The sequence below is a fragment of the Cecembia calidifontis genome (assembly GCF_004216715.1).
Classification (GTDB): domain Bacteria; phylum Bacteroidota; class Bacteroidia; order Cytophagales; family Cyclobacteriaceae; genus Cecembia_A; species Cecembia_A calidifontis.
The window spans coordinates 422603-445312 of record NZ_SGXG01000001.1 but is presented as its reverse complement, the minus strand read 5'-3'; the positions used below and the strand labels follow the sequence as shown (position 1 = coordinate 445312).

At 40.8% G+C, this 22710-nt stretch carries 20 protein-coding genes; 13 read left to right on the top strand and 7 right to left on the bottom strand.

Going from position 1 to position 22710, the window contains the following annotated elements:
* Positions 1-101 precede the first annotated feature (101 nt).
* Both BC751_RS01960 and BC751_RS01955 read right to left on the bottom strand, forming a co-directional pair.
* Positions 102-1409, bottom strand: coding sequence for an IS1380 family transposase (locus tag BC751_RS01960; protein ID WP_130273823.1), 1308 nt, complete (start codon positions 1407-1409; stop codon positions 102-104).
* Between the two features lie 196 nt (positions 1410-1605).
* Positions 1606-2811, bottom strand: coding sequence for an IS256 family transposase (locus BC751_RS01955; RefSeq protein WP_130274032.1), 1206 nt, complete (start codon positions 2809-2811; stop codon positions 1606-1608).
* 465 nt (positions 2812-3276) lie between these two features.
* Between BC751_RS01955 and BC751_RS01950 the strand changes: the two genes are divergently transcribed.
* Complete coding sequence (locus BC751_RS01950) at positions 3277-4452, top strand: 6-bladed beta-propeller (protein ID WP_130274076.1); 1176 nt, start codon at positions 3277-3279, stop codon at positions 4450-4452.
* Between the two features lie 93 nt (positions 4453-4545).
* On the opposite strand, the gene BC751_RS01945 is transcribed toward BC751_RS01950, so the two are convergent.
* Complete coding sequence (locus tag BC751_RS01945; protein WP_130274032.1) at positions 4546-5751, bottom strand: IS256 family transposase; 1206 nt, start codon at positions 5749-5751, stop codon at positions 4546-4548.
* A gap of 594 nt (positions 5752-6345) precedes the next feature.
* The gene (locus tag BC751_RS01940) at positions 6346-7653 is read right to left on the bottom strand and encodes an IS1380 family transposase (protein WP_130273823.1); all 1308 of its coding nucleotides are present in this window, start codon (positions 7651-7653) and stop codon (positions 6346-6348) included.
* Positions 7654-7893: 240 nt separating this feature from the next.
* On the opposite strand from BC751_RS01940, the gene BC751_RS01935 reads away from it, so the two are divergent.
* Positions 7894-8187 (top strand): transposase, encoded by a 294-nt coding sequence (locus BC751_RS01935; RefSeq protein WP_130273826.1) that lies wholly within the window; start codon positions 7894-7896, stop codon positions 8185-8187.
* Positions 8184-9020 carry an IS3 family transposase gene (locus tag BC751_RS01930; RefSeq protein ID WP_130273825.1) on the top strand — a complete coding sequence of 279 codons (837 nt, stop codon included), beginning with the start codon at positions 8184-8186 and terminating at the stop codon, positions 9018-9020. Before BC751_RS01935 ends, BC751_RS01930 begins: the two co-directional genes overlap by 4 nt.
* 79 nt (positions 9021-9099) lie before the next feature.
* On the opposite strand, the gene BC751_RS01925 is transcribed toward BC751_RS01930, so the two are convergent.
* Complete coding sequence (locus tag BC751_RS01925; protein WP_130274075.1) at positions 9100-10134, bottom strand: hypothetical protein; 1035 nt, start codon at positions 10132-10134, stop codon at positions 9100-9102.
* Positions 10135-10359: 225 nt separating this feature from the next.
* Here BC751_RS01925 and BC751_RS01920 point away from each other — a divergent pair, with 225 nt between their 5' ends.
* Positions 10360-11370: an IS30 family transposase gene (locus BC751_RS01920; protein WP_130273814.1), complete on the top strand. Its 1011-nt coding sequence runs from the start codon at positions 10360-10362 to the stop codon at positions 11368-11370.
* Positions 11371-11599: 229 nt separating this feature from the next.
* Here BC751_RS01920 and htpG read toward each other — a convergent pair whose 3' ends face one another.
* Positions 11600-13483, bottom strand: a complete 1884-nt coding sequence (htpG, locus tag BC751_RS01915; RefSeq protein WP_130274074.1) for a molecular chaperone HtpG — start codon at positions 13481-13483, stop codon at positions 11600-11602.
* A gap of 151 nt (positions 13484-13634) precedes the next feature.
* Here htpG and BC751_RS01910 point away from each other — a divergent pair, with 151 nt between their 5' ends.
* From BC751_RS01910 to BC751_RS01870, 9 genes are all read left to right on the top strand, one after another.
* On the top strand, positions 13635-14300 hold the full coding sequence (locus BC751_RS01910; RefSeq protein WP_130277466.1) for a heme exporter protein CcmB: 666 nt from the start codon (positions 13635-13637) through the stop codon (positions 14298-14300).
* Positions 14301-14458: 158 nt separating this feature from the next.
* A complete protein-coding gene (locus BC751_RS01905; RefSeq protein ID WP_130274073.1) occupies positions 14459-15685 on the top strand; it encodes a DUF4236 domain-containing protein in 1227 nt (408 codons plus the stop codon).
* 174 nt (positions 15686-15859) lie between these two features.
* Positions 15860-16540 (top strand): cytochrome c biogenesis protein CcsA, encoded by a 681-nt coding sequence (ccsA, locus tag BC751_RS01900; protein ID WP_130274072.1) that lies wholly within the window; start codon positions 15860-15862, stop codon positions 16538-16540.
* A 51-nt stretch (positions 16541-16591) separates the two neighbouring features.
* Positions 16592-16834, top strand: coding sequence for a CcmD family protein (locus tag BC751_RS01895; protein WP_207226827.1), 243 nt, complete (start codon positions 16592-16594; stop codon positions 16832-16834).
* 46 nt (positions 16835-16880) lie between these two features.
* The gene (locus BC751_RS01890; protein ID WP_130274071.1) at positions 16881-17297 is read left to right on the top strand and encodes a cytochrome c maturation protein CcmE domain-containing protein; all 417 of its coding nucleotides are present in this window, start codon (positions 16881-16883) and stop codon (positions 17295-17297) included.
* A 30-nt stretch (positions 17298-17327) separates the two neighbouring features.
* The gene (locus BC751_RS01885) at positions 17328-19859 is read left to right on the top strand and encodes a heme lyase CcmF/NrfE family subunit (protein WP_130274070.1); all 2532 of its coding nucleotides are present in this window, start codon (positions 17328-17330) and stop codon (positions 19857-19859) included.
* 84 nt (positions 19860-19943) lie between these two features.
* On the top strand, positions 19944-20720 hold the full coding sequence (locus BC751_RS01880; RefSeq protein WP_130274069.1) for a Rossmann-like and DUF2520 domain-containing protein: 777 nt from the start codon (positions 19944-19946) through the stop codon (positions 20718-20720).
* Between the two features lie 247 nt (positions 20721-20967).
* Positions 20968-21528: a DUF502 domain-containing protein gene (locus BC751_RS01875; protein ID WP_130274068.1), complete on the top strand. Its 561-nt coding sequence runs from the start codon at positions 20968-20970 to the stop codon at positions 21526-21528.
* Between the two features lie 96 nt (positions 21529-21624).
* Entirely contained in the window at positions 21625-22245 is a 621-nt protein-coding gene (locus tag BC751_RS01870) for a 3-keto-disaccharide hydrolase (protein WP_130274067.1), read from the top strand.
* Between the two features lie 56 nt (positions 22246-22301).
* On the opposite strand, the gene trxA is transcribed toward BC751_RS01870, so the two are convergent.
* On the bottom strand, positions 22302-22622 hold the full coding sequence (gene trxA, locus BC751_RS01865; RefSeq protein ID WP_106566830.1) for a thioredoxin: 321 nt from the start codon (positions 22620-22622) through the stop codon (positions 22302-22304).
* Between the last annotated feature and the right edge of the window lie 88 nt (positions 22623-22710).

The window sequence follows — 22710 nt, the reverse complement described above, 5'->3', positions numbered from 1 at the left end:
GGATAAAATGGACGGTTTTTTTCCTCAATTTTAATGGAAAAGGCATACCTCTTCCCTGTAAATCTTTATTTTTTGAGCTCCTGAGGGGTTTTTATCTGAATTTAGTTCAAAATCGGCTTGTAATCCTTACTCGTGAACAGTTTGAGCACTTCTCTTCTTCCCGTTCTTATCCACTTGGCTGAAACAGTGATAAATCTGAAGATAAACTTCTTGAGCCTGTCGGTAGGCTTAAGCCAATCAACTTTTCTGGAATACTCTCCAATGATATAGGTGTAAAAATTGGCATACATAGCCGTCATAAGCATAAAGGAGGTATTCTCTGCAAGGAACGAACAGGGCAACTTAGACCAGCCAAAGTCATTGTTGAGTACATCAAACAAGCGTTCGCTTGCACCCCGGGCGTTATAAAACCTTACAACAGCTTCATTGGACGATGTATGTTCATTGGTCAGAATAGCCCTGTAAGTAAATGCATCTCCACTAAACACATCTGCCTGCCCGTCTTTACGCCTGATTCTGGTAATGACCAGCCTGTAAGACCTGTCTTTACCGAAAGGTTTGTAGTCGGATAGGTCAGTAACTTCCATTTCCTGTACACCCAAACGTATTTTCTGCCACTTCTCAGGGGCTATACTTCCAAGGATATTATCCAGTTTGGCACATCTGTTTGCCCGTATATAAAAGCTTTCGGTATGTGCTTCCAGTGTGCGGAGAACTTCTTCCTGATAGGATGCTGAATCGGCTCTGAACCTTCCGATACGGATATTTTCATTGGTAAGCTGCCCAAACATGCGTGTAAGTGTATCAGCCTGCAAATATTTGGCCTGACTGTTGCCATTTCTGCCCTCTACGTACACAGGAATGGCCTGTGAAAATTCAGGATGTGCTATGGAAGCTACACCTGGCTGATATCCATAGACGTGTTTATATGTCTTTTTTGAATCGTACTTTTCAGTTGGAATGACGGTGTTGTCATAATCGAGGTCGTAAGCAACACCTGACTTGAGTAATCCGGTCTTACAAGCTGATTTTAACAACAAGCTGTTGAGTTTTCCATTGATATTAAATTCATGGCTTACTCCACTGGACGGATTTATAAAGAGTTCTGTATCAACAGCAAGCTCTTTGATACCTCTCAGAATTGTATCGGCACTGCATACTGAAAATGAAGGGACCTGTTCAAGTGCGTCTCTCAAGTGAACATTGATATCTTCAGTACAGTCGCCACCATTAAAGAAAATAGCCATATGATTGGCGAAAATGTCACTGTATGAAAACCCTCCCCTTAAGGCTCTAACCCCCAATTGATTATCAATGAGTTCTGGGAGACCAGAATTTTTGAAAGAGTTAAAAACAAAATTAAAACCTCCGAAAGGTGTGATTTTTTCTGTCGAATTCGTAATTTTCATACCGCTTATCAAGGATGTGTGGTAACACCTAAATAAGTGAAAAAAAAACGAGCCGGAAAAGCCTGAATTGAATAAATTCAGCCACTTTTTCGGCTTTTTTTAAATCCGCCCTGCGGATTTAAGGTGTTTGTTGAATGTAAATTTTAAAACGACACTATCCCGATAAGTGTGTAAACTTCAAATTATGGTTTTATTGTCAGGTATCAAGAAGCCTGACCCTATCACCAAATATAAGCAGGAAACTGTTAAGAATAGCTCCCCAGTCTCTGATAGGCATAGTCCATTTTTTCGATGCTTCTCTTGCAGCCAGGAAAACAGACTTCATTACGGCATCATCTGTCGGGAAAGAGAGCTTGTTTTTGGTGTATTTTCTGATCTTTCCATTGAGATTTTCAATCAGGTTGGTGGTATAGATGATTTTACGGATTTCAGCCGGGTAATCGAAGAAAACGGTGAGTTCATCCCAGTTGTCCCTCCAGCTTTTGATGGCATAAGCGTATTTGGATTCCCATTTTTTGGCAAAATCGTTCAGGGCAGCCCAAGCAGCATCTTTTGTAGGGGCGGTATAAATTTCCTTCATATCCCTTGTAAACGCCCTGCGGTCTTTCCATGCGACATATCTACATGCGTTTCTGATCTGGTGGACGACACATATCTGAGTGACTGATTGGGGGAATGAAGCTTTTATCGTATCAGTAAACCCGTTCAGGTTGTCAGTTGCCGTTATGAGAATATCTTCAACCCCTCTGGCTTTCAGGTCGGTGAGTACCCCCATCCAGAAAGCCGAAGATTCATTCTTGCCAAGCCAAAGGCCTAGGATCTCTTTAAGGCCGTTAGTTCTGAGGCCAACGGCAATATAAACGGTCTTGTTGACCACTTTGGAGTTCTCCCTGACTTTGAAGGATATACCATCCATCCAAACGATCAGGTATACAGGGTCAAGCGGCCTGTTTCTCCATGCAACAATATCCTCCGCTACGGCACCGGTAACCCTTGAGATGGTGGAGGAGGAAACATTGATGTCATAAAGCTCCCGGATCTGTTCTTCGATGTCCTGGTTTGACATTCCCTTGGCATACATGGAAATGATCACGTTTTCAACGCCCTCCGCCATGCTTCTGCGTTTGGGCACAAGGGCAGGCTCAAAGCTGCCGTCCCTGTCTCTTGGGACTCTGATTTCAGCTTCCCCAAATGTGTTTTTTATTGTTTTGGTGGAATAGCCGTTCCTTGAATTGGGATTATCGGAATTCTGATGCTTTTCATAGCCAAGATGGGCATCCAGCTCGCCTTCAAGCATTTTCTCAACGGCTCTTTTCTGAAGCTGTTGAAGGAAGGAATTAAGCTCCCCGGCAGTCCTGAACTGCTTGAGGAAGTCATCATTTAGGAGATCTTCTTTTTTCATTTTTGTAATCTGTGTGTTATAAAGGTAAGAAATTGTCCACACACAGACCGGGGGGCGCCTACCGCGGGTTCCTCAAATTCCCTGTGCGATTTCTTCTAAATCACACAGAGAATTTCGAGGTTTAACTTTAACTTCGTAAGTAGTGAAACCAACTTACACAGTTTGTGTCATAGTCCCTTTAAAACCAATTAATTTTATGAAAAAGTATTTTGCTATTTTAGTCCTTACGGGCGTTTTATACCTTCCAATGCCCAAAACTCAATTATCGTTTGCAGCAAATGGATATCAAATGAAAACTGAGCGATGCACTGATGGAAGCACACAACAAAGATGCAGGCCACTTAATAATTCAACTTGTTCTGTAAGTGATCAAACAAGTTGCGGAGGGGGAGGCGGTGGTGCCATTCATTAGATATTTATTGGCTGCATTATATAAAATGTAGCCATTTCTTTTTAATATTTCCTATGAAAGGTGGTTTATTTCAAGTTGTAATTGCTGTAGTTTTAACTACTTTGGGATCTTGTTCAGGTAAAAATCCTTCCGGGTTGACTTCAATAAGAATAGACCCAAAAGACTCTCAAAGTCTTATGCTTTCTGAGTTTTTTGAGGAAATAAATTATGTATTTTTGGATGATTCAGATTCTTTACCTCTCGTTAATCCTTATAAAATTTCGTTTAAGTCGGATTTAATTTTGGTGAGTGACAATGTTATGGATAATATCCATATTTTTAATGATTCTGGGAATAGGCATATTACATTGAAGTCTTTAGGGCAAGGCCCAATGGAGTTTTCACATATAGAAGATTTTTTCGTTCATGGTGACAGTATCATCATTAAAGATAATGTTCTCAAAAAATTGTTGTTTTTTGATCTGAAAGGTCAGGTTTTAGGTGAGCAAAAATTCAAATTACAATCTGCTGAATTTTTTTATCATCCATTTTTTCGAATTTATTATTTGGAAAATAATGAGGCTTACAACTTTGCAAAAATTGATTATAAGGGTAATATTTTAGAACGATATTATCAGGTAGACCAAAATATTCTTGGGTTCAAATTGCTTTCCAATCATGGGTTTCAAAAAGACAGTTTTAGAAATTTAATATTTTTTAATATTCCATATACCTACCATGTGGCAATTTTTGATGAGTTAGGAAAGATGGTTAAGGTTCTTGAATTTGACTTTGGAGCAGCAAATATTTCTTCATCACAACATGCCAGATTGGGGCGTGGATATGAAAAACGGAATTTTGTGGAACAGCATCAACTTGTAGAAATGATCACTTGTTTTTTCCCTTTTAGGAGTGGTTATTTTGTTTTTTTTATTCAAGGAAATAAAGTGTGGCATTTTGTTTGGCTAGATAATGATTTTACTGTTATTCAACAGGTAAAAAGTTTTAAGAATGATTTGGATTTGATGAAAATACGAACTATTCCATGGTCCTATGATGAAGAATCTGTTGTTTTTATGACAAGATCCATTGACTTATATAACGATTTTAAAGAACGTGAGAATGAGATACGAACCAATTATCCTAGTTCTCAAATTATTTCCTTCTACGAAAAATATAAAGAAAAACTTAAAGAAGATAAAACGGTACTCGTCAAATTAAAAATCCATTCTAATTTAAATACTGAGTAGCTTTAAGAGTTTAAATTTCTGAGTTTTAAATAATCTCCATTTTTGAAGACACTATCCCGATAAGTGTGTAAACTTCAAATTATGGTTTTATTGTCAGGTATCAAGAAGCCTGACCCTATCACCAAATATAAGCAGGAAACTGTTAAGAATAGCTCCCCAGTCTCTGATAGGCATAGTCCATTTTTTCGATGCTTCTCTTGCAGCCAGGAAAACAGACTTCATTACGGCATCATCTGTCGGGAAAGAGAGCTTGTTTTTGGTGTATTTTCTGATCTTTCCATTGAGATTTTCAATCAGGTTGGTGGTATAGATGATTTTACGGATTTCAGCCGGGTAATCGAAGAAAACGGTGAGTTCATCCCAGTTGTCCCTCCAGCTTTTGATGGCATAAGCGTATTTGGATTCCCATTTTTTGGCAAAATCGTTCAGGGCAGCCCAAGCAGCATCTTTTGTAGGGGCGGTATAAATTTCCTTCATATCCCTTGTAAACGCCCTGCGGTCTTTCCATGCGACATATCTACATGCGTTTCTGATCTGGTGGACGACACATATCTGAGTGACTGATTGGGGGAATGAAGCTTTTATCGTATCAGTAAACCCGTTCAGGTTGTCAGTTGCCGTTATGAGAATATCTTCAACCCCTCTGGCTTTCAGGTCGGTGAGTACCCCCATCCAGAAAGCCGAAGATTCATTCTTGCCAAGCCAAAGGCCTAGGATCTCTTTAAGGCCGTTAGTTCTGAGGCCAACGGCAATATAAACGGTCTTGTTGACCACTTTGGAGTTCTCCCTGACTTTGAAGGATATACCATCCATCCAAACGATCAGGTATACAGGGTCAAGCGGCCTGTTTCTCCATGCAACAATATCCTCCGCTACGGCACCGGTAACCCTTGAGATGGTGGAGGAGGAAACATTGATGTCATAAAGCTCCCGGATCTGTTCTTCGATGTCCTGGTTTGACATTCCCTTGGCATACATGGAAATGATCACGTTTTCAACGCCCTCCGCCATGCTTCTGCGTTTGGGCACAAGGGCAGGCTCAAAGCTGCCGTCCCTGTCTCTTGGGACTCTGATTTCAGCTTCCCCAAATGTGTTTTTTATTGTTTTGGTGGAATAGCCGTTCCTTGAATTGGGATTATCGGAATTCTGATGCTTTTCATAGCCAAGATGGGCATCCAGCTCGCCTTCAAGCATTTTCTCAACGGCTCTTTTCTGAAGCTGTTGAAGGAAGGAATTAAGCTCCCCGGCAGTCCTGAACTGCTTGAGGAAGTCATCATTTAGGAGATCTTCTTTTTTCATTTTTGTAATCTGTGTGTTATAAAGGTAAGAAATTGTCCACACACAGACCGGGGGGCGCCTACCGCGGGTTCCTCAAATTCCCTGTGCGATTTCTTCTAAATCACACAGAGAATTTCGAGGTTTAACTTTAACTTCGTAAGTAGTGAAACCAACTTACACAGTTTGTGTCATAGTCCCTTTTTGAACGGACTTAGCTTTTCCTTTATGACACTCATAAGTGATAAATGGTAACAAAAGATTCATAGAATTTTATTTAATGTTCAAACATCAAGCTAAACCAGAGGTAGGTATTTTCTTCCGATGGGCTTGATGCTATAATGTTAAAATTTTCAGTGGTTTAAAAATGAATTTTTAATAAAACCCTAAAATCCGCAGGATTTTAGTTTGGAGATTTGAATCTGCTTGTTTGTGTTCATTTTTGGTCTAGTTCGGGAATTTCTTCCCTTTGATTGAAGAGTGTTCATAGTTTTGAGACAATGGATTTTAGGTTTGAGGATAAAATGGACGGTTTTTTTCCTCAATTTTAATGGAAAAGGCATACCTCTTCCCTGTAAATCTTTATTTTTTGAGCTCCTGAGGGGTTTTTATCTGAATTTAGTTCAAAATCGGCTTGTAATCCTTACTCGTGAACAGTTTGAGCACTTCTCTTCTTCCCGTTCTTATCCACTTGGCTGAAACAGTGATAAATCTGAAGATAAACTTCTTGAGCCTGTCGGTAGGCTTAAGCCAATCAACTTTTCTGGAATACTCTCCAATGATATAGGTGTAAAAATTGGCATACATAGCCGTCATAAGCATAAAGGAGGTATTCTCTGCAAGGAACGAACAGGGCAACTTAGACCAGCCAAAGTCATTGTTGAGTACATCAAACAAGCGTTCGCTTGCACCCCGGGCGTTATAAAACCTTACAACAGCTTCATTGGACGATGTATGTTCATTGGTCAGAATAGCCCTGTAAGTAAATGCATCTCCACTAAACACATCTGCCTGCCCGTCTTTACGCCTGATTCTGGTAATGACCAGCCTGTAAGACCTGTCTTTACCGAAAGGTTTGTAGTCGGATAGGTCAGTAACTTCCATTTCCTGTACACCCAAACGTATTTTCTGCCACTTCTCAGGGGCTATACTTCCAAGGATATTATCCAGTTTGGCACATCTGTTTGCCCGTATATAAAAGCTTTCGGTATGTGCTTCCAGTGTGCGGAGAACTTCTTCCTGATAGGATGCTGAATCGGCTCTGAACCTTCCGATACGGATATTTTCATTGGTAAGCTGCCCAAACATGCGTGTAAGTGTATCAGCCTGCAAATATTTGGCCTGACTGTTGCCATTTCTGCCCTCTACGTACACAGGAATGGCCTGTGAAAATTCAGGATGTGCTATGGAAGCTACACCTGGCTGATATCCATAGACGTGTTTATATGTCTTTTTTGAATCGTACTTTTCAGTTGGAATGACGGTGTTGTCATAATCGAGGTCGTAAGCAACACCTGACTTGAGTAATCCGGTCTTACAAGCTGATTTTAACAACAAGCTGTTGAGTTTTCCATTGATATTAAATTCATGGCTTACTCCACTGGACGGATTTATAAAGAGTTCTGTATCAACAGCAAGCTCTTTGATACCTCTCAGAATTGTATCGGCACTGCATACTGAAAATGAAGGGACCTGTTCAAGTGCGTCTCTCAAGTGAACATTGATATCTTCAGTACAGTCGCCACCATTAAAGAAAATAGCCATATGATTGGCGAAAATGTCACTGTATGAAAACCCTCCCCTTAAGGCTCTAACCCCCAATTGATTATCAATGAGTTCTGGGAGACCAGAATTTTTGAAAGAGTTAAAAACAAAATTAAAACCTCCGAAAGGTGTGATTTTTTCTGTCGAATTCGTAATTTTCATACCGCTTATCAAGGATGTGTGGTAACACCTAAATAAGTGAAAAAAAAACGAGCCGGAAAAGCCTGAATTGAATAAATTCAGCCACTTTTTCGGCTTTTTTTAAATCCGCCCTGCGGATTTAAGGAAAACATATTCCATCTCATTTTCACCTTCCTCAAATTTTATTCTGTATAGGTTTATAATACTCCCCAAAATTGAGACCAGAGGTTAAGTTAAAAAAAACTGTTTAAATTTAACCTTATGAACAAGCAAACAAGACGAAAGTTTTCTCCTGAGTTCAAGGCAAAAGTAGCCCTTGAAGCAATCAAGAATCAGTTTACATTGGCTGAATTGTCCAAGAAGTTCGATGTTAGCCCTGTGATTATATCCAAGTGGAAGGGTGAGTTTTTGGATAATATGTCAGCTGTATTTGAAAAGGAGCATTCAAAGAAAAAGGAAGAAGGCCCTGCCCTTGAGCAGCTCTATGCCCAGATCGGAGAGCTAAAAGTAGAGAATGACTTTTTAAAAAAAAGCTGCAAGAAACTGGGGATATGAAAGATCGGGCGACATTGATTTGTTCTGATTATAAGGGGCTGTCTATAAGGAGACAGTGTGAAGTATTGGAGGTTCCCCGAAGCAGTCTATATTACAAACCAAAAGGGGAAAACGAGGTCAATCTGAAACTTATGGGAATCATGGACAGGCATCTTACCGATCACCCTACTGAAGGCGTTGTGTCGATGGTCTATCTGTTGACAGGACTGGGCTTCGTTGTCGGCCCAAAGCGCATCAGGAGGCTTTTCAGGCTGATGGGCAGGGAAACCCTTTACAGGAGGAAGAACCTTACCAAATCCGGTTTGCGTGAATATATCAGGCCTTATCTTCTCAGGAACTTAAAGATTGAAAGACCCAACCAAGTGTGGGTAACCGATATCACCTACATTCCGATGCAGAAGGGGTTTATGTTCCTGACCGCAGTCATGGATGTTTACAGCAGAAGGATACTGTCATGGGGTATATCCAACAGTCAGGACGCCAAATGGTGTAAGCAGGTAATCGAAGAGGCCATCAGAGAATATGGTAAGCCAGAGATAGTCAATTCCGATCAGGGAAGCCAGTACACATCAGCCTTATGGATCAATTACCTTGAAGGGCTGGATATCAAAGTATCAATGGACGGAAAGGGAAGGGCTTTGGACAATGTATATATTGAAAGGTTCTGGAAGTCGATCAAGTATGATTACATCTATCTGAACCCAAGCGAGGACGGTTATGACCTGCTCAAAGGTGTCAAAAAGTATATTGAATATTACAACCAAAAGGTCCATCATACCACCAGGGAGAAGCCCGGGGAAAGGTATTTTGGGGCAACCCAAAAAGCAGCATAAAGCAAAAGTTAGTTGTCTTAATTCCCAAGGGTCCCCTTGGGAAATAGGACAACTAAGGATATATTAACAAATAAATAAATTAACTTAGCAACTGATACTTTTGGTCCAACAAATGGGGAGTATTATAGTTGTTATCATAGCTTCTGATTAGATTGCAGGGTTTATTAAATTCAAATGGGAGATTAATTTTTTTTACTAAGTTGAAGTTTCTGTCAAGAACCAAAACCAATTCTTCTCTATCTAAAGAAATTGGTTGAAAATTGTTTAATTCAATTTGGCCGACTTCTGCTAGCAAGACAAAGAAATTATCTAAAATATATATCCCTTTTAAGATGCTATTTTTAAGTCCGTATTCAAGTGCTTTAATCCTGTCTTGGTTCATTATAGTTTTAGCATCTTGTTCCAATTTTTCCACTTTAAATTTTTCATCTTCCAAGAAAATAATCTTATCATCAACCATGCGGTCTAAATCCAAATTGTGAATCCTTAAGGAATGGGAAGGAGCATATAAGAGCATATTATTCCAAATGTCCATAGCTCCTGAACACGCGTTAAAATTCAATAAAACCTGCTCATTTTCCACGTAACCAAATTCTTTTACCTTCTTAAATGGACTTTTTTGAAACACTTGTATATAATGCTGATGCGTGATGTTAGGGATGTAAGTTATAATATGGTCTTTTGAAACAGAAAAATCTCTAATTGCATGGTCAAATCCCAGGTATTCATCAACTGGATTTCCCTCATTATCAAATTGTACTATTTTTAATAAATCTGTGCACCATACAAAAAAATGGTCCTGAAATTTTTTTACAATAGAGGGATTCATCATCTCAAATTGACCAGCGCCATGGATATCAATTATCTTGCTTTGTTTTCCAGAATTATCATAGAGTATGAGCTGGTTTTTTTCGGTAATTACTACTAAGCGTTCATTTCCTACAAAATCAAATGAAACAATTGGAGCTATTGGCGAAAAATTTTCCTGAAAACGGAATACAATATCCTCATGGATTTGGTTTGTTTTATCGTCTTTTAACTCCGATCTATCATTACAGGCAGTTAAAAATATTCCTGATAAAAAACATAAAGTGATTAATATGAATCTTTTCATAAACATTTCAGATTAAAAGCTGAGGTTGAAGTAACCTCAGCTAATACGAAATTTCTCAATTCTCTACTTATTTGGTTGATCCTCCCAAAATAATTTTGTTTTGTTAAAAACTACCAACCTTTGGTAGCGTGAACCTATATTCAAGTCATAAATGCAACACTAAGGGTTTAAGGGAAGGAACCTGGGTTCCTTCCCTTAGGCTGAAAATATTAATTTTGTGTTGTCATGAATAAATTTAAACATCTCAGCCAGGAACAAAGGTACCAAATAGAGGCTTTATTTAGAAACGGAACTTCCCAGACCAAAATCGCTGCGATTATCGGTGTCAACAAAAGTACTGTATCCAGAGAACTTCAAAGAAATACCGGCAAGAGGGGCCGTTATAGCGGTGAATATAAGGCTGCAGTTGCCCAGAACCGTACAGACGAAAGACATAGACTCAAGAGAAAGCGAATCAAATTTACCGAGTCCCTTAAAGAAGAGGCCCGCAAATTCCTTGTTGTTGACAAATTGAGCCCAGAGCTAATATCGGTCACCTGGAAGAAACAAGGTAAAGAAGGGGTTTGTCATGAGACACTCTACAACTGGATATTTACTGCCAAAAAAAGTAGCCATTGGAGATACCGAAGGGACAGGGAGCTTTACAAGAATCTCCGGCATGGTAAAAGAAAGCGTAAGAGAGGTAATTACAGGCATACCAGAGGAATTATCAGGGAGAGAGTTCCAATTGACCAAAGGCCTCCTGTAGTTGAAAAAAGACAAAGGATAGGAGATATTGAAGTAGACCTTATGATGGGGAAAAACCACAAATCAGCTCTTTTGGTACTGGTGGACAGGGCAACCTTGGTTACTACCATAGAGAAACTTGATGGTAAAAATGCAGATATCATTGAACAGAAAATAGCAAAGAGAATACAGAGAATTGGTGCTTCGTTCTTCAAATCAATCACTTTCGATAATGATATGGCATTCGCAAACCATTATAAAATCAGAGATAAATTCAATATCCCAACATTCTTTACAAGACCATACACTTCACAGGATAAAGGAACAGTGGAAAACAGAATCGGACTTATCAGGGCTTTCCTGCCAAAGGGTACTGACCTCAATCAAATCTCTCGGGAACAGATCCAAAATATAGAAACCAAAATCAATAACAGGCCAATAAGAAAGTTTAATTATCTTAGTCCTATCGAATGTCTAATGAAAAAATTAGGCGTTGCATTTATGACTTGAACATGGCGAATTAAAAGTTTACCGGTAAAAACTAATTTGTCTGTAATTAAAAAAAACGACTTGGTTGTCAAGTTTTAAGCTAAAATTTTTTACGGCAAAGTCATAACTGTCTGAATTTTAAGGGAAAAAGTCCCAGTGAAGGCTTTTGTGACTGTTGCTTTCTTTTGTCTTTAATTAAAAAACCCTCCAAGGGTTAGGAACTCTTGGAGGGTGGTAGGGTTACTGATTTTTAAATCAATTCCACACTGCGCTTCACAAAAGCAGTCAGGTCTTTGCCGGTCAGCAAGCCCTGGGCCAGGAGCGCCAGGTCAAATGCCTGCTTGGCCAGTTTGGTCTGATCTTCTTCGGCTTCTGTTTTCAGGATCTTGTCAATCAAGGGGTGGTTGCCATTGATGGCGACTTTGTAGTTGTCCGGCATAGCGCCATAGAAGCCCATGCCGCCTCCCATCTGCGCCATTTCTTTCATCCTGCGCATAAATTCCTCCATGGTCACTGTCACCGGCATTTCTTCGGGGCTCAGACCTTCTACTTCCACTGTGTATGACTTGTTGTCTATGGCTTTCTCGAAGATTTCCTTCACCTTTTTGGATTGCTCCTCATTCAGGAGATTGGCGTAGCCAGCATCTTTTTGGATCAATTTGTCCACCACATCGGCATCCACACGCTTCAGGGAAGTTTTCTCTTCCTTCATCTCCAAGTGCTGGATAAAGTGGTTGTCAATAGGTGAATCCATTACCAGGACATCGTAGTCTTTTTTGTTGGCAGATTGGATAAATGCGTCTTGTTTGGCCACATCGGTAGCGTAGAGGTAAACGACCTGATCGTTTTTGTCGGTCTGAAGGGCTTTTACTTTTTCCCTATATTCTGCCAAAGTGAAGAACTCTCCTTTGGTGTTTTTCAGAAGGGTGAAGTCTTTGCCTTTTTCGGCAAACTTTTCTTCACTGATCATGCCATATTTCACAAATAGACCGATATCATTCCACTTCTGCTCATAGGCTTTTCTGTCCTTTTTGAAGAGTTCTGCCAACTTGTCCGCTACCTTTTTGGTGATGTAATTGTTGATCTTTTTCACATTGGAGTCGGACTGCAGGAAGCTTCTGGATACGTTCAGAGGAATGTCCGGTGAATCAATCACTCCGTGCAGCAGCATCAAAAATTCAGGAACAATATCCTTGACTTCATCAGTGATAAATACCTGGCGGCTGAAGAGTTTGATCTTGTTTTTCTGCAATTCAAAATCATTTTTCACCTTAGGGAAGTAAAGTACCCCCGTGAGGTTGAAAGGATAGTCCACATTCAGGTGTATCCAGAATAATGGATCTTCACTGAAAGGATAGAGCTCTTTGTAGAATGCAAGGTAATCCTCGTCCTTCAGGTCATTGGGAGACTTGGTCCAGATGGGGCTGGTGTTGTTGATGATGTTGTCCACTTCCACGGACTTCCAATTCTTTTCTCCTTTATCATCCACGCCATCTTCCACACTTTCTGTTCTGGTGCCAAACTTGATCGGCACAGGAAGGAATTTGGCATATTTATCCAGGATGCCCTGAAGTCTCCACTTATCGAGGAACTCTTCTGAATCCTCATTGATGTGCAGGATGACATCTGTACCCCTGGTTTTTCTGTCACCTGCTGAAATTTCAAATTCCGTGCTACCATCGCAAGTCCACCTGGCAGAAGCAGCTCCTTCCTGATAGGATAAGGTGTTGATTTCTACCTTTTTGGCTACCATGAAGGCAGAGTAGAATCCCAGACCAAATTTTCCGATGATCTCATTGGCATCTTTGGCATCTTTGAATTTTTCCACAAATTCAGTAGCTCCAGAGAAGGCGATCTGGTTGATGTACTTTTTGATTTCCTCAGCTGTCATCCCCAGGCCTTTATCCGAAATGGTGATGGTCTTTTTGTCTTTATCAAATGACACCTCCACAGTCAGATCTCCAAGCTCCCCGTTGTACTGTCCAAGCTGGGCCAATCTTTTGATTTTTTGGGTGGCGTCTACCGCGTTGGAGACCAATTCACGGAGAAAAATCTCATGGTCAGAGTATAAAAACTTCTTGATGATCGGGAAAATGTTCTCGGTATGTATCGAGATGGTACCTTTTTCCTGCATAGCTATATTTGGTTTAGTTACAGATTAACAAATTTGACTATATATCCTTATCAAGGCCTGTTCCAAAGGATAAAAAATGTCATTTTGGCAGTCTTTGTACTTCGTATATGCTACTTGGTACAATAAGGTCAATTTCCCCTATCTTTGTCCCATGTTCCGACAGATCCAAACTCTTATTATCAAAGAACTCACCCTTGAATGGCGGCAAAAATATGCCCTGAATGGGATTTTGTTGTATGTGGTCTCGGCAGTTTTCATTGTTTACCTCAGTGTGGGGGCCAAGCAGGGGAATATTGCTGTGCCCACCTGGAACGCCCTGTACTGGATCATTATTCTTTTCTCATCGGTTAATGCGGTGGCCAAAAGTTTCGTTCAGGAACATCAGGGCAGGCAATTGTATTATTACATGATAGCCTCGCCAGAAGCCATTATCATTTCCAAAATGCTGTACAATACGCTTTTGACTTTGGTTTTGGCCATGTTGGGATATTTGGTCTTCAGTGTGATTCTCGGGAATCCGGTTCAGGACCAGGGACTTTTTGTGCTCAATTTACTTTTGGGTTCAGTGGGTTTCTCTGCCTGCCTGACCATGGTTTCCGGTATCGCTTCCAAAGCGAGCAACAATGCCACCTTAATGGCCATTCTCAGCTTTCCTGTGATTATCCCCATCTTACTGATGGCTATCAGGGTTTCCAAAAATGCAGTTGATGGCTTGGATTGGGCGGTCAGTGTAGATAAGGTCCTTACCCTTTTGGCTATTAATGCTATTGTTGCTGTTACGGCTTATATCTTGTTCCCCTATTTGTGGAGGAGTTAAAGTGTAAAATGAAGAATGGTGAATGGGGGATGAACTAAGGCTAGAAATTTACTGATTCAGTCGATAAAATGTTTGAATTCGATATTTAATCCAAACCAAAATCCTATCCTTTCCGTACCCACTTTTTGATATTTCTTTTATCTTTTATTGGGGTATAGATGGGATTTTATTTACGAAAAGGTTTCAATTTTGGTCCTTTGAGGGTCAATCTATCCAAAAGCGGATTGGGGATTTCTGCCGGGGTGACCGGTGCACGCATAGGAATCAATTCTCAGGGAAGAACTTATGTTCATGGGGGCAGGCATGGTCTGTATTATCGGAAAAACCTTCCCATAGGGAATAAATCAACCTCATCCTCAAAGGGCAAAACTTCTAACTTAAGCCTGGAAGAGGAAATGTTTTCTGATACAGGCCTCACCTATAAGATCATGGATCTTACCCGCCAAAAGCTGGTACTTGAGCCCCTTTTCTCCTCAGACCGCAAAATCTATTTGTATTTAGGTTTATCAGCTTTACTGGTTGGTATTTTCAGTACTGCCATGATTTTTAAGTTGATGATGCTTCTGACCGGAGCCCTGATGATTACTTGGTTTATTTTGGGTAAGCTGAGGCAGAAAAATCTAAAAAAGTCCTTAGAATCATTACAGGGCCTGAGTGCCGATCAGCAAACTGAGGCCAATTGGATTCAAAACAGTCAAGGCCTAAATCAAAATGACCTGAGGCTTTTGGCAATACATACCTTAGATGCCTGGCTGGAAAATCAGGTGCGAGATGGTCAATTAATTCCTTTAGAAAACCTCGTGATGTTTTTGCCCATCGATCGGGAAAAAGCATTATCCTTGGCATTAGGTCACTATAATGAAGTGGTACACAGCGTCCTGGCTGACCACCAATTGGAAGATTCCGAAAATGAATTCATTGAGTCCATAGAGGACAATTGGTCTATCCCTGCTGATGAAATCCAACAGGAGCGTAAACTGATCGATAGTTTTCGGATGCTCCGCCAAATACAGCAGGAAGAACTTCCATTGAAAAGCTTTTCCAGAGACTTGGTGGCCGGAGAAAAACCCTATTTTGAAGGAGAAGGGAGGCTGTTGGTGCTAAGGGTGCTGGATTCTTGGCAGGCCAATAGGGTAAGGTATAAAACGAAGGGATATCAATTGGATATGGAAGGTATAATCCGAATTAGCAGCCGGGTGGTAGAAATTCATGAGGGCCGCAATATCAGGAGCTATCCCATAAGGCAGGTGGAAGACGTTCACCTATCGCTCGGTGAGGGTATAGTGGAGGTTTTTATGAGCAATAGAAAACAGCCCTTGGTTTTTACTGCTCCGGATTTGTTTGAATTCTCAGCAGTTTTATTAAAGGCGAGCGGTCAAAATTGATCTTTAGGAAAAAGAATTTTCTGGTGGCTTTACAGGCCGAATTCCCAATGATTATTCTTTCAAAAAGCCCCTTTTGCATCTGCCGGGAAAACATTCGTTAACTTATGTCATAAAAAGCGCAGGAATCAGGAACTTATAGCTTATTTTTGCACTTGAATTAGCAAATATCTTCAAATGAAAAAGAGTTGGTGGAAAATCCTTGCTATTGCCTTACTGGCTTACACCCTGATAGCAGGACTTCTTTTCGATGTGCCCAGATTGCCCATCCTCAATGAAACCATCCGTGCCCTTTATTTCCATGTCACCATGTGGTTTGGGATGATTATCATGTTAGTAGTGGCTGTGGTGTACAGTGTCAAATACCTCAGGGCCAATGAGCTAAGGTATGATGACCTGGCTGTGGAATTCACCAATGCGGCGATTTTGTTCGGAGTCTTGGGTATTTTGACCGGAATGCTCTGGGCAAAATTTACCTGGGGGGATTATTGGTCAGGTGATCCCAAACAAAACGCCTCTGCAATCGGTCTTTTGATGTATTTTGCCTACCTGATATTGAGAAACTCCCTGACGGATGTTCATCAAAGGGCCAGAATAGGAGCAGTGTACAACATCTTTGCTTTCGCGGCCTTTATTCCATTGATATTTGTATTGCCCAGACTGACTGATAGCCTGCACCCTGGAAACGGAGGCAATCCGGGTTTTAATGCTTATGACCTTGATAGCAAATTGCGTTTGGTGTTCTATCCGGCTATTATCGGATGGACACTTTTGGGAACCTGGATAAGTTCTGTACGTGTAAGGCTAAGAAGAGCGGAAAGAAAAATTGAAGACAGATTGATCAATCAGGTTTCCTGAGAAAAGGAACCTTTGAAGTCAACACTGTTCTGACATAAATAGGAAAACTAAATGAAAAAATGGTTAGTGATCTTTTTCCTGGTATTTAGCCTTCAGGCTGTAGCACAGGAGAAAATTGAAATTACAGAAGCGGATTATCAGAATTCTCGGGTAGAAATGGCCGATGTGATGCGTTCTGAAGGAAAAATATATGTGCTGGTGGGTATCATTGCGATTGTATTTGCAGGGATTTTGGTTTATGTGATCAATACAGACAGAAAAGTCGCCAAACTGGAGAAGTTGTTACAGGAATAATAAACCTCTACAATTCTTTTTCAGAAAAAGGCTAAATGAATACAATATGAAAAAAGGACATCTAATAGGGCTTGGGATTATTGCAGTGGCCATCATTATTATCGTCTCCATGATCGGTGATGCGAGTACTTATGAAAGTTTTGCAACAGCCAAAGCCATGAAAATGAGGGGAGAAGATAAGCCTATCCATGTGGTGGGAGAGCTTAAGAAAAATGCAGGTGGTATGGTAGAAGGGATTGAGGTCAATCCAGACAAGACATCATTTTATTTCATGATGGTGGATAATGACGGTACAGAACAAAAAGTATTCTATAATGAGCCCGTACCCCCTGATTTTGCCAGGGCTGAACAGGTAGTGGTAATCGGCTCCTATAAAAATGAAGATTTGTTTGTTGCGGACAAGATCCTGATGAAATGTCCATCCAAATACCAGGAAAATGAGGTCAGCACTGCTGGTATGTAATTCTTAACATCTTATTGATCAAAAAAGAACATGATAAATACCTTTATAGGTAATTTGGGCCATTTCGCGGTTATCTTGGCTTTTGTAAGCTCCTTGGTTACTGCCTTTGGCTATTACCAGTATACTGTAGTACCTGAACTCGAAAAGAAAACTTGGCAGCGGTTCAGCAGGTTGGCATTTTACGTCCATTCAGCAGCCGGGATTACCATTGCATTGGCATTGTTTGAAATCATTTACAGCCACCGCTTTGAATATTTCTATGCTTATTCCCATTCCTCCAAGGCCCTTCCTGTACATTACATGATCTCCAGTTTCTGGGAAGGTCAAGAGGGTTCATTTATCCTTTGGATTGTATGGAATGTGTTGTTGGGTCTGGTTTTGATCAGGACAAATAAAGCATGGGAAGGACCTGTGATGGTGGTATTTGCCCTGGTTCAGGCATTCCTCGTTTCCATGATTTTGGGAGTAGTAATTGGTGATCTAAAAATCGGAAGCTCTCCATTTATCCTTTTGAGGGATGCTGTAAGCGCTCCGGTTTTTCAGATAAATCCTGATTTTGTCCCCGAAGATGGCACAGGTTTGAACCCATTGTTGCAAAATATCTGGATGGTCATCCACCCGCCTACCTTATTCTTGGGTTATGCTACAACCTTGGTACCCTTTGCCTTCTTAATTGGAGGATTGGCGACCAGAAAATATACAGAGTGGGTACGTCCTGCACTTCCATGGGCCCAATTTTCGGCCATGGTTTTGGGAATGGGTATCATTATGGGGGCTTATTGGGCTTATGTCACTTTGAACTTCGGTGGTTATTGGAACTGGGATCCGGTTGAAAATGCGGTTTATGTTCCATGGCTGATCTTGGTGGCAGGTATCCATACCATGATTACCTTTAAGAAAAGCAGCACGGCTTTGAAGTCATCCATAGTTTTGATCATTGCAACCTTCATTTTGGTGCTTTATGCTACATTCTTGGTGAGAAGCGGTGTTCTTGGAGATTCTTCTGTTCACTCGTTTACTGATTTGGGGCTTTCCGGGCAGCTTTTGATTTACATGCTTTTCTTCCTGGCTGTTTCTGTATATCTCGCTGCAAAGCACTGGAAAAATATCCCTTCTTCTGAGAAGGAAGCCTCTGTGTATTCCCGTGAGTTTTGGATTTTTATTGGGGCGATTACCTTGGCTTTGATGGCCTTTCAGGTGATTCTTCCAACTTCCATTCCTGTATGGAATGCTATAGTAGAAATGTTTGGAGGGATTTCCAATATGGCACCGCCAGCAGATCAGGTTGGCTTCTACACCAAATTCCAGCTTTGGTTTGCTGTGGTGGTTGCTTTGTTGACTGCGGTGGGACAGTTTTTCTGGTGGAATAAAATGGATGCCAAAGCCCTGAGAGAGGCATTGGTGGTGCCTTATGTAGTCGCCGTGATACTTTCAGCAATAATTATTGTATTGGGCAAGGTTTATGACATCTCCTATATCGTGGTGGTGTTGGCGAGCACCTTTACCATAGTGGCCAATGCTACTATCCTATATCGTTTGGTCAAAAAATCAACTTTCAAGTTGGCGGGGGGCTCTTTGGCGCATATTGGCTTAGGGATGATCCTGATCGGAGTGATGTTTTCCTCTGGTTATTCTCAGGTAATTTCATTCAACATGTCAGGTTTGACTTACAGCAATAGTTGGGAGGACGAGCTGAACAAGGAACATGTGCTGCTGTGGATCAATAAGCCTACACAGATCAAAGAATATACGGCCATCTACAGAGGTAGGCAGAAAAAAGTCAAAGGTGTTCCAGGTCTGGTAAATGTTAATTTGCTGAAATCCACCGATAATGTCAATGAGGCCATAGCCCTGGGAGATATCGTTTACAGAGGTAAGACTTATTTTCAGAAGGGAGATAGGGTGCCTATTGTATTAGAGGAAAACGATTATTTTCAAATTGACTATTATAAAGGGGATGAATACCAGTTTACCCTGAACCCTATGTCCCAATTCAACACCAGTATGGGATTGATTTCTTCGCCGGATTCCAGAAGATTTATTGATAAAGACCTTTATACTTTCGTGTCGGCAATCAATGATTATGAAGATCCTGAGTGGAGGGAAGATGAGTTCTTTCAAGTTTCACCGGGCGAGACCTTCTATATTTCTGATTTTGTCACCGAATTCCAGGGCGGAGAGGTCCTGAACCAGATTGAAGGTGTGGATCTCAGGGATGGGGATGTAGCAGTGAAAGCCAGATTGGTGGTCATGGACTATGATGTGGAAAAGGTGCTTGAGCCCATTTTTATTATCCGTGGCAATCAGGTTGGAAAAATCCCGGCCATTGACAATGAACTTGGGGTAAAAGTAGAAATTGACAATATTCTGCCTGAATCCAATCAATTTTCTTTCAAGGTCAACCGATACCAGAAAGATTACGTGGTGCTGAAAGCCATCATCAAGCCACAGATCAATATCCTGTGGGCTGGAACCATCATCATGTTGTTTGGTTTCTGCGTGGCCATCTACAGGAGATATGATGAATTCAGAAAAATGCGTGACAAAGGTTTGGAATATTAACACGTTCAATACCAAGACCCCGGATATTTTCCGGGGTTTTTTGTTGGCTTTTAGAATCGGTCAAAAATCTTTTATCTTTCAGCCATGAAGTTCAAAGTTGCAATATTAGGAACAGGAAATGTTGCCTGGCATCTTGCCCCTGCTCTGGAAGAAGCTGGGCATACAGTGACTGAAGTATATGGGCGGGATCTCAGCAAAGTGCAGCAGGTTACCAAAAGGCTATACACTACGGAAGCAAAAACTGATCTGGATTTTTCAGATTCCGAGGCGGAAATCTTTATTTTGGCAGTAAGCGATCAGGCTATTTCCGAGTTGGCCGATGAGGTGATTTTGCCTGAGGACGGTATTTTGGTACATACATCAGGAGCGGTTTCCCTGGATATCCTGGGGTACAGTTCTGCCTCTTACACTGGGATTTTTTACCCATTGCAGACTTTTTCCAAAGACCGGGAAATCAATTTTGAGGATGTTCCCTTCTTACTTGAGTCAGAAGATGGCACTACCTTGCAGAAACTTAAAAAATTGGCCAAAAGCCTTTCTCCTATGCAATATATTCTCAAGTCCAAAGACAGGATGGCATTACATATTGCAGCAGTATTTGCAAGCAATTTTTCTAACCATATGCTCCGCTTAGCAGAGGAAATTATGGCAAGAAAAGGGCTGGATTATGAGATGCTGAAACCCCTTATTATAGAAACCATCAGCAAAAGTCTCGAACTTGGCGCTAAAAAGGCACAGACAGGTCCGGCCATCCGATCTGACTTCAATACTTTGGATGCACACTACCAGTTTCTTAACTATAATGCACAGGTGGCGGAGATTTACAGGCTGATTTCCCAGGATATCATTGATTCTTACTGAAAATTACCCTGTTCAGGGGATTTTTTTGGATTATTAATCTACTTAACTTGTCCCTATCAAAGGATATTTTTGGGGATAAGATCCTGATACCCGGGATAGGCTTTTTTTAGTGTTTGGTTGAACGTTTTGTAGAGGATAAAAGTGGTCAAATGGGAATTTGACCACTTTTTATTACTAGCTGTATAAAACTTGCCTCAGTTATTTTTTTCTTTCGTACATTTAATTGGCTTTAGGCATTAATTGAACCATGGCGTTTACTTACAGGAGAATTTTAACCTATTTCTTTCGTGGGCTACTTTTTGTTGTCCCCATAGCTTTGACGATTTATGTGATTTGGCTCATTATTCAGTTTTTAGACGGGATACTCCACATTCCTATACCGGGTTTGGGGATATTGATCATGCTTTCCTTCGTGACTTTTATCGGTTTTTTGGCCAGCATATTCATCACGAAGCCCTTGTTTGAAATGTTTGAGAGAGGGGTATTTAAAATCCCACTGATCAACATCCTTTACACCAGCATCAAGGATTTGATGTCTGCATTTGTAGGCGATAAAAAGAAATTCAGTGCGCCTGTCATTGTGCGATTGTCGGAAAATATCTCGAGATTGGGGTTTATTACCCAGGAAGACCTTAGTGTTATTGAAGAAGAGGGGTTGGTGGCCATTTATTTTCCCCATAGTTATAATTTTTCCGGGAACCTCTTTTTGGTACCTAGGGAGAACGTAAGAGTACTTAAAAATGTCCGAAGTGCAGACGTGATGAAGTTTATTGTATCAGGAGGGGTTTCGCATTTGGTAAGAGAGTAGGGGAAGTCGGATTTCGGTTGGAATGAAGAATGAGGAATGAAAAGCCATTGAATAGAATCTTACAAACCAATTAACATATACCTAAAAACAATTTAAATGAAAAAACTACTCGCCTTTATGTTGTTATTATCCTTGTCCTTGGCAGTCCGTGCCCAGGACGGATGGATATCTTTATTCAATGGAAAAAATCTGGATGGATGGAAAATTGCAGAAAATCCATCTTCGTTTTCAGTGGAAGATGGCATTATCAAAATTGATGGCCCGCGTGCCCATGCTTTTTATATGGGTGATGTCAATGGGGGAGTCTTTAAGGATTTTGAATTGATGGTGGAGTTGAAGACCATGCCAAAAGCCAACTCGGGCATATTTTTTCACACTGCTTATCAGGAAAAGGGATGGCCAGATAAAGGCTATGAAGTTCAGGTGAATCAGACCCATGGGGACTGGAGGAAATCAGGAAGCCTTTATGCCTTCAATGATGTGAGAGAAACTTATGTCAAAGATGGGGAATGGTATACTACCCATATCATTGTCAAAGGAGATCATGTTACGGTAAAGCTGAACGGGGAAACGGTAATGGAATATGTGGAGTCTAAAGATGAAAACAGACCAGCCAATGCCGGCGAAAAAAGAATAGACAAAGGTACATTTGCCATTCAGGCCCATGACCCCGAGAGTGTCATTTATTACAGAAGCATCAAGGTCAAGGTGTTATAAAAACAAAAATCCCGGAGTATTCGCTTCGGGATTTTGTTTTGCTTTATCGTATTTTCTTAAAGAACTGCATCCAATTTTTGAGCAAGGATAGCTTTAGGAACTGCGCCTACTTGCTTGTCCACGATCTGACCTCCTTTAAAGAACATCAAAGTTGGGATACTTCTGATTCCCAAAGCTGAAGCCACTGCCGGGTTGGAGTCCACATCCACTTTGCCGACTACTGCTTTGCCTTCATAATCCCCGGCCAATTCTTCCACAATTGGGCCGATCATTTTACAAGGACCGCACCATTCTGCCCAAAAGTCCACCAGTACAGGCTTGTCTGATTTTAATATTTCTTCAAAGTTAGCGTCAGTAATTTCAATTGCTTTTGCCATCGTATTGATAATTTTGTTTATGCTTGATTTTCAAATATACTATCCAAATTTAAATTCCCGGTAAATAGTTCCAAATCAGGTTGAATAT

Coding starts and splice junctions, on each gene's coding strand:
- BC751_RS01960 (WP_130273823.1), bottom strand. CDS start 1,409: ATGAAAATTACGAATTCGACAGAAAAAATCACACCTTTCGGAGGTTTT.
- BC751_RS01955 (WP_130274032.1), bottom strand. CDS start 2,811: ATGAAAAAAGAAGATCTCCTAAATGATGACTTCCTCAAGCAGTTCAGG.
- BC751_RS01950 (WP_130274076.1), top strand. CDS start 3,277: ATGAAAGGTGGTTTATTTCAAGTTGTAATTGCTGTAGTTTTAACTACT.
- BC751_RS01945 (WP_130274032.1), bottom strand. CDS start 5,751: ATGAAAAAAGAAGATCTCCTAAATGATGACTTCCTCAAGCAGTTCAGG.
- BC751_RS01940 (WP_130273823.1), bottom strand. CDS start 7,653: ATGAAAATTACGAATTCGACAGAAAAAATCACACCTTTCGGAGGTTTT.
- BC751_RS01935 (WP_130273826.1), top strand. CDS start 7,894: ATGAACAAGCAAACAAGACGAAAGTTTTCTCCTGAGTTCAAGGCAAAA.
- BC751_RS01930 (WP_130273825.1), top strand. CDS start 8,184: ATGAAAGATCGGGCGACATTGATTTGTTCTGATTATAAGGGGCTGTCT.
- BC751_RS01925 (WP_130274075.1), bottom strand. CDS start 10,134: ATGAAAAGATTCATATTAATCACTTTATGTTTTTTATCAGGAATATTT.
- BC751_RS01920 (WP_130273814.1), top strand. CDS start 10,360: ATGAATAAATTTAAACATCTCAGCCAGGAACAAAGGTACCAAATAGAG.
- htpG (WP_130274074.1), bottom strand. CDS start 13,483: ATGCAGGAAAAAGGTACCATCTCGATACATACCGAGAACATTTTCCCG.
- BC751_RS01910 (WP_130277466.1), top strand. CDS start 13,635: ATGTTCCGACAGATCCAAACTCTTATTATCAAAGAACTCACCCTTGAA.
- BC751_RS01905 (WP_130274073.1), top strand. CDS start 14,459: ATGGGATTTTATTTACGAAAAGGTTTCAATTTTGGTCCTTTGAGGGTC.
- ccsA (WP_130274072.1), top strand. CDS start 15,860: ATGAAAAAGAGTTGGTGGAAAATCCTTGCTATTGCCTTACTGGCTTAC.
- BC751_RS01895 (WP_207226827.1), top strand. CDS start 16,592: ATGAAAAAATGGTTAGTGATCTTTTTCCTGGTATTTAGCCTTCAGGCT.
- BC751_RS01890 (WP_130274071.1), top strand. CDS start 16,881: ATGAAAAAAGGACATCTAATAGGGCTTGGGATTATTGCAGTGGCCATC.
- BC751_RS01885 (WP_130274070.1), top strand. CDS start 17,328: ATGATAAATACCTTTATAGGTAATTTGGGCCATTTCGCGGTTATCTTG.
- BC751_RS01880 (WP_130274069.1), top strand. CDS start 19,944: ATGAAGTTCAAAGTTGCAATATTAGGAACAGGAAATGTTGCCTGGCAT.
- BC751_RS01875 (WP_130274068.1), top strand. CDS start 20,968: ATGGCGTTTACTTACAGGAGAATTTTAACCTATTTCTTTCGTGGGCTA.
- BC751_RS01870 (WP_130274067.1), top strand. CDS start 21,625: ATGAAAAAACTACTCGCCTTTATGTTGTTATTATCCTTGTCCTTGGCA.
- trxA (WP_106566830.1), bottom strand. CDS start 22,622: ATGGCAAAAGCAATTGAAATTACTGACGCTAACTTTGAAGAAATATTA.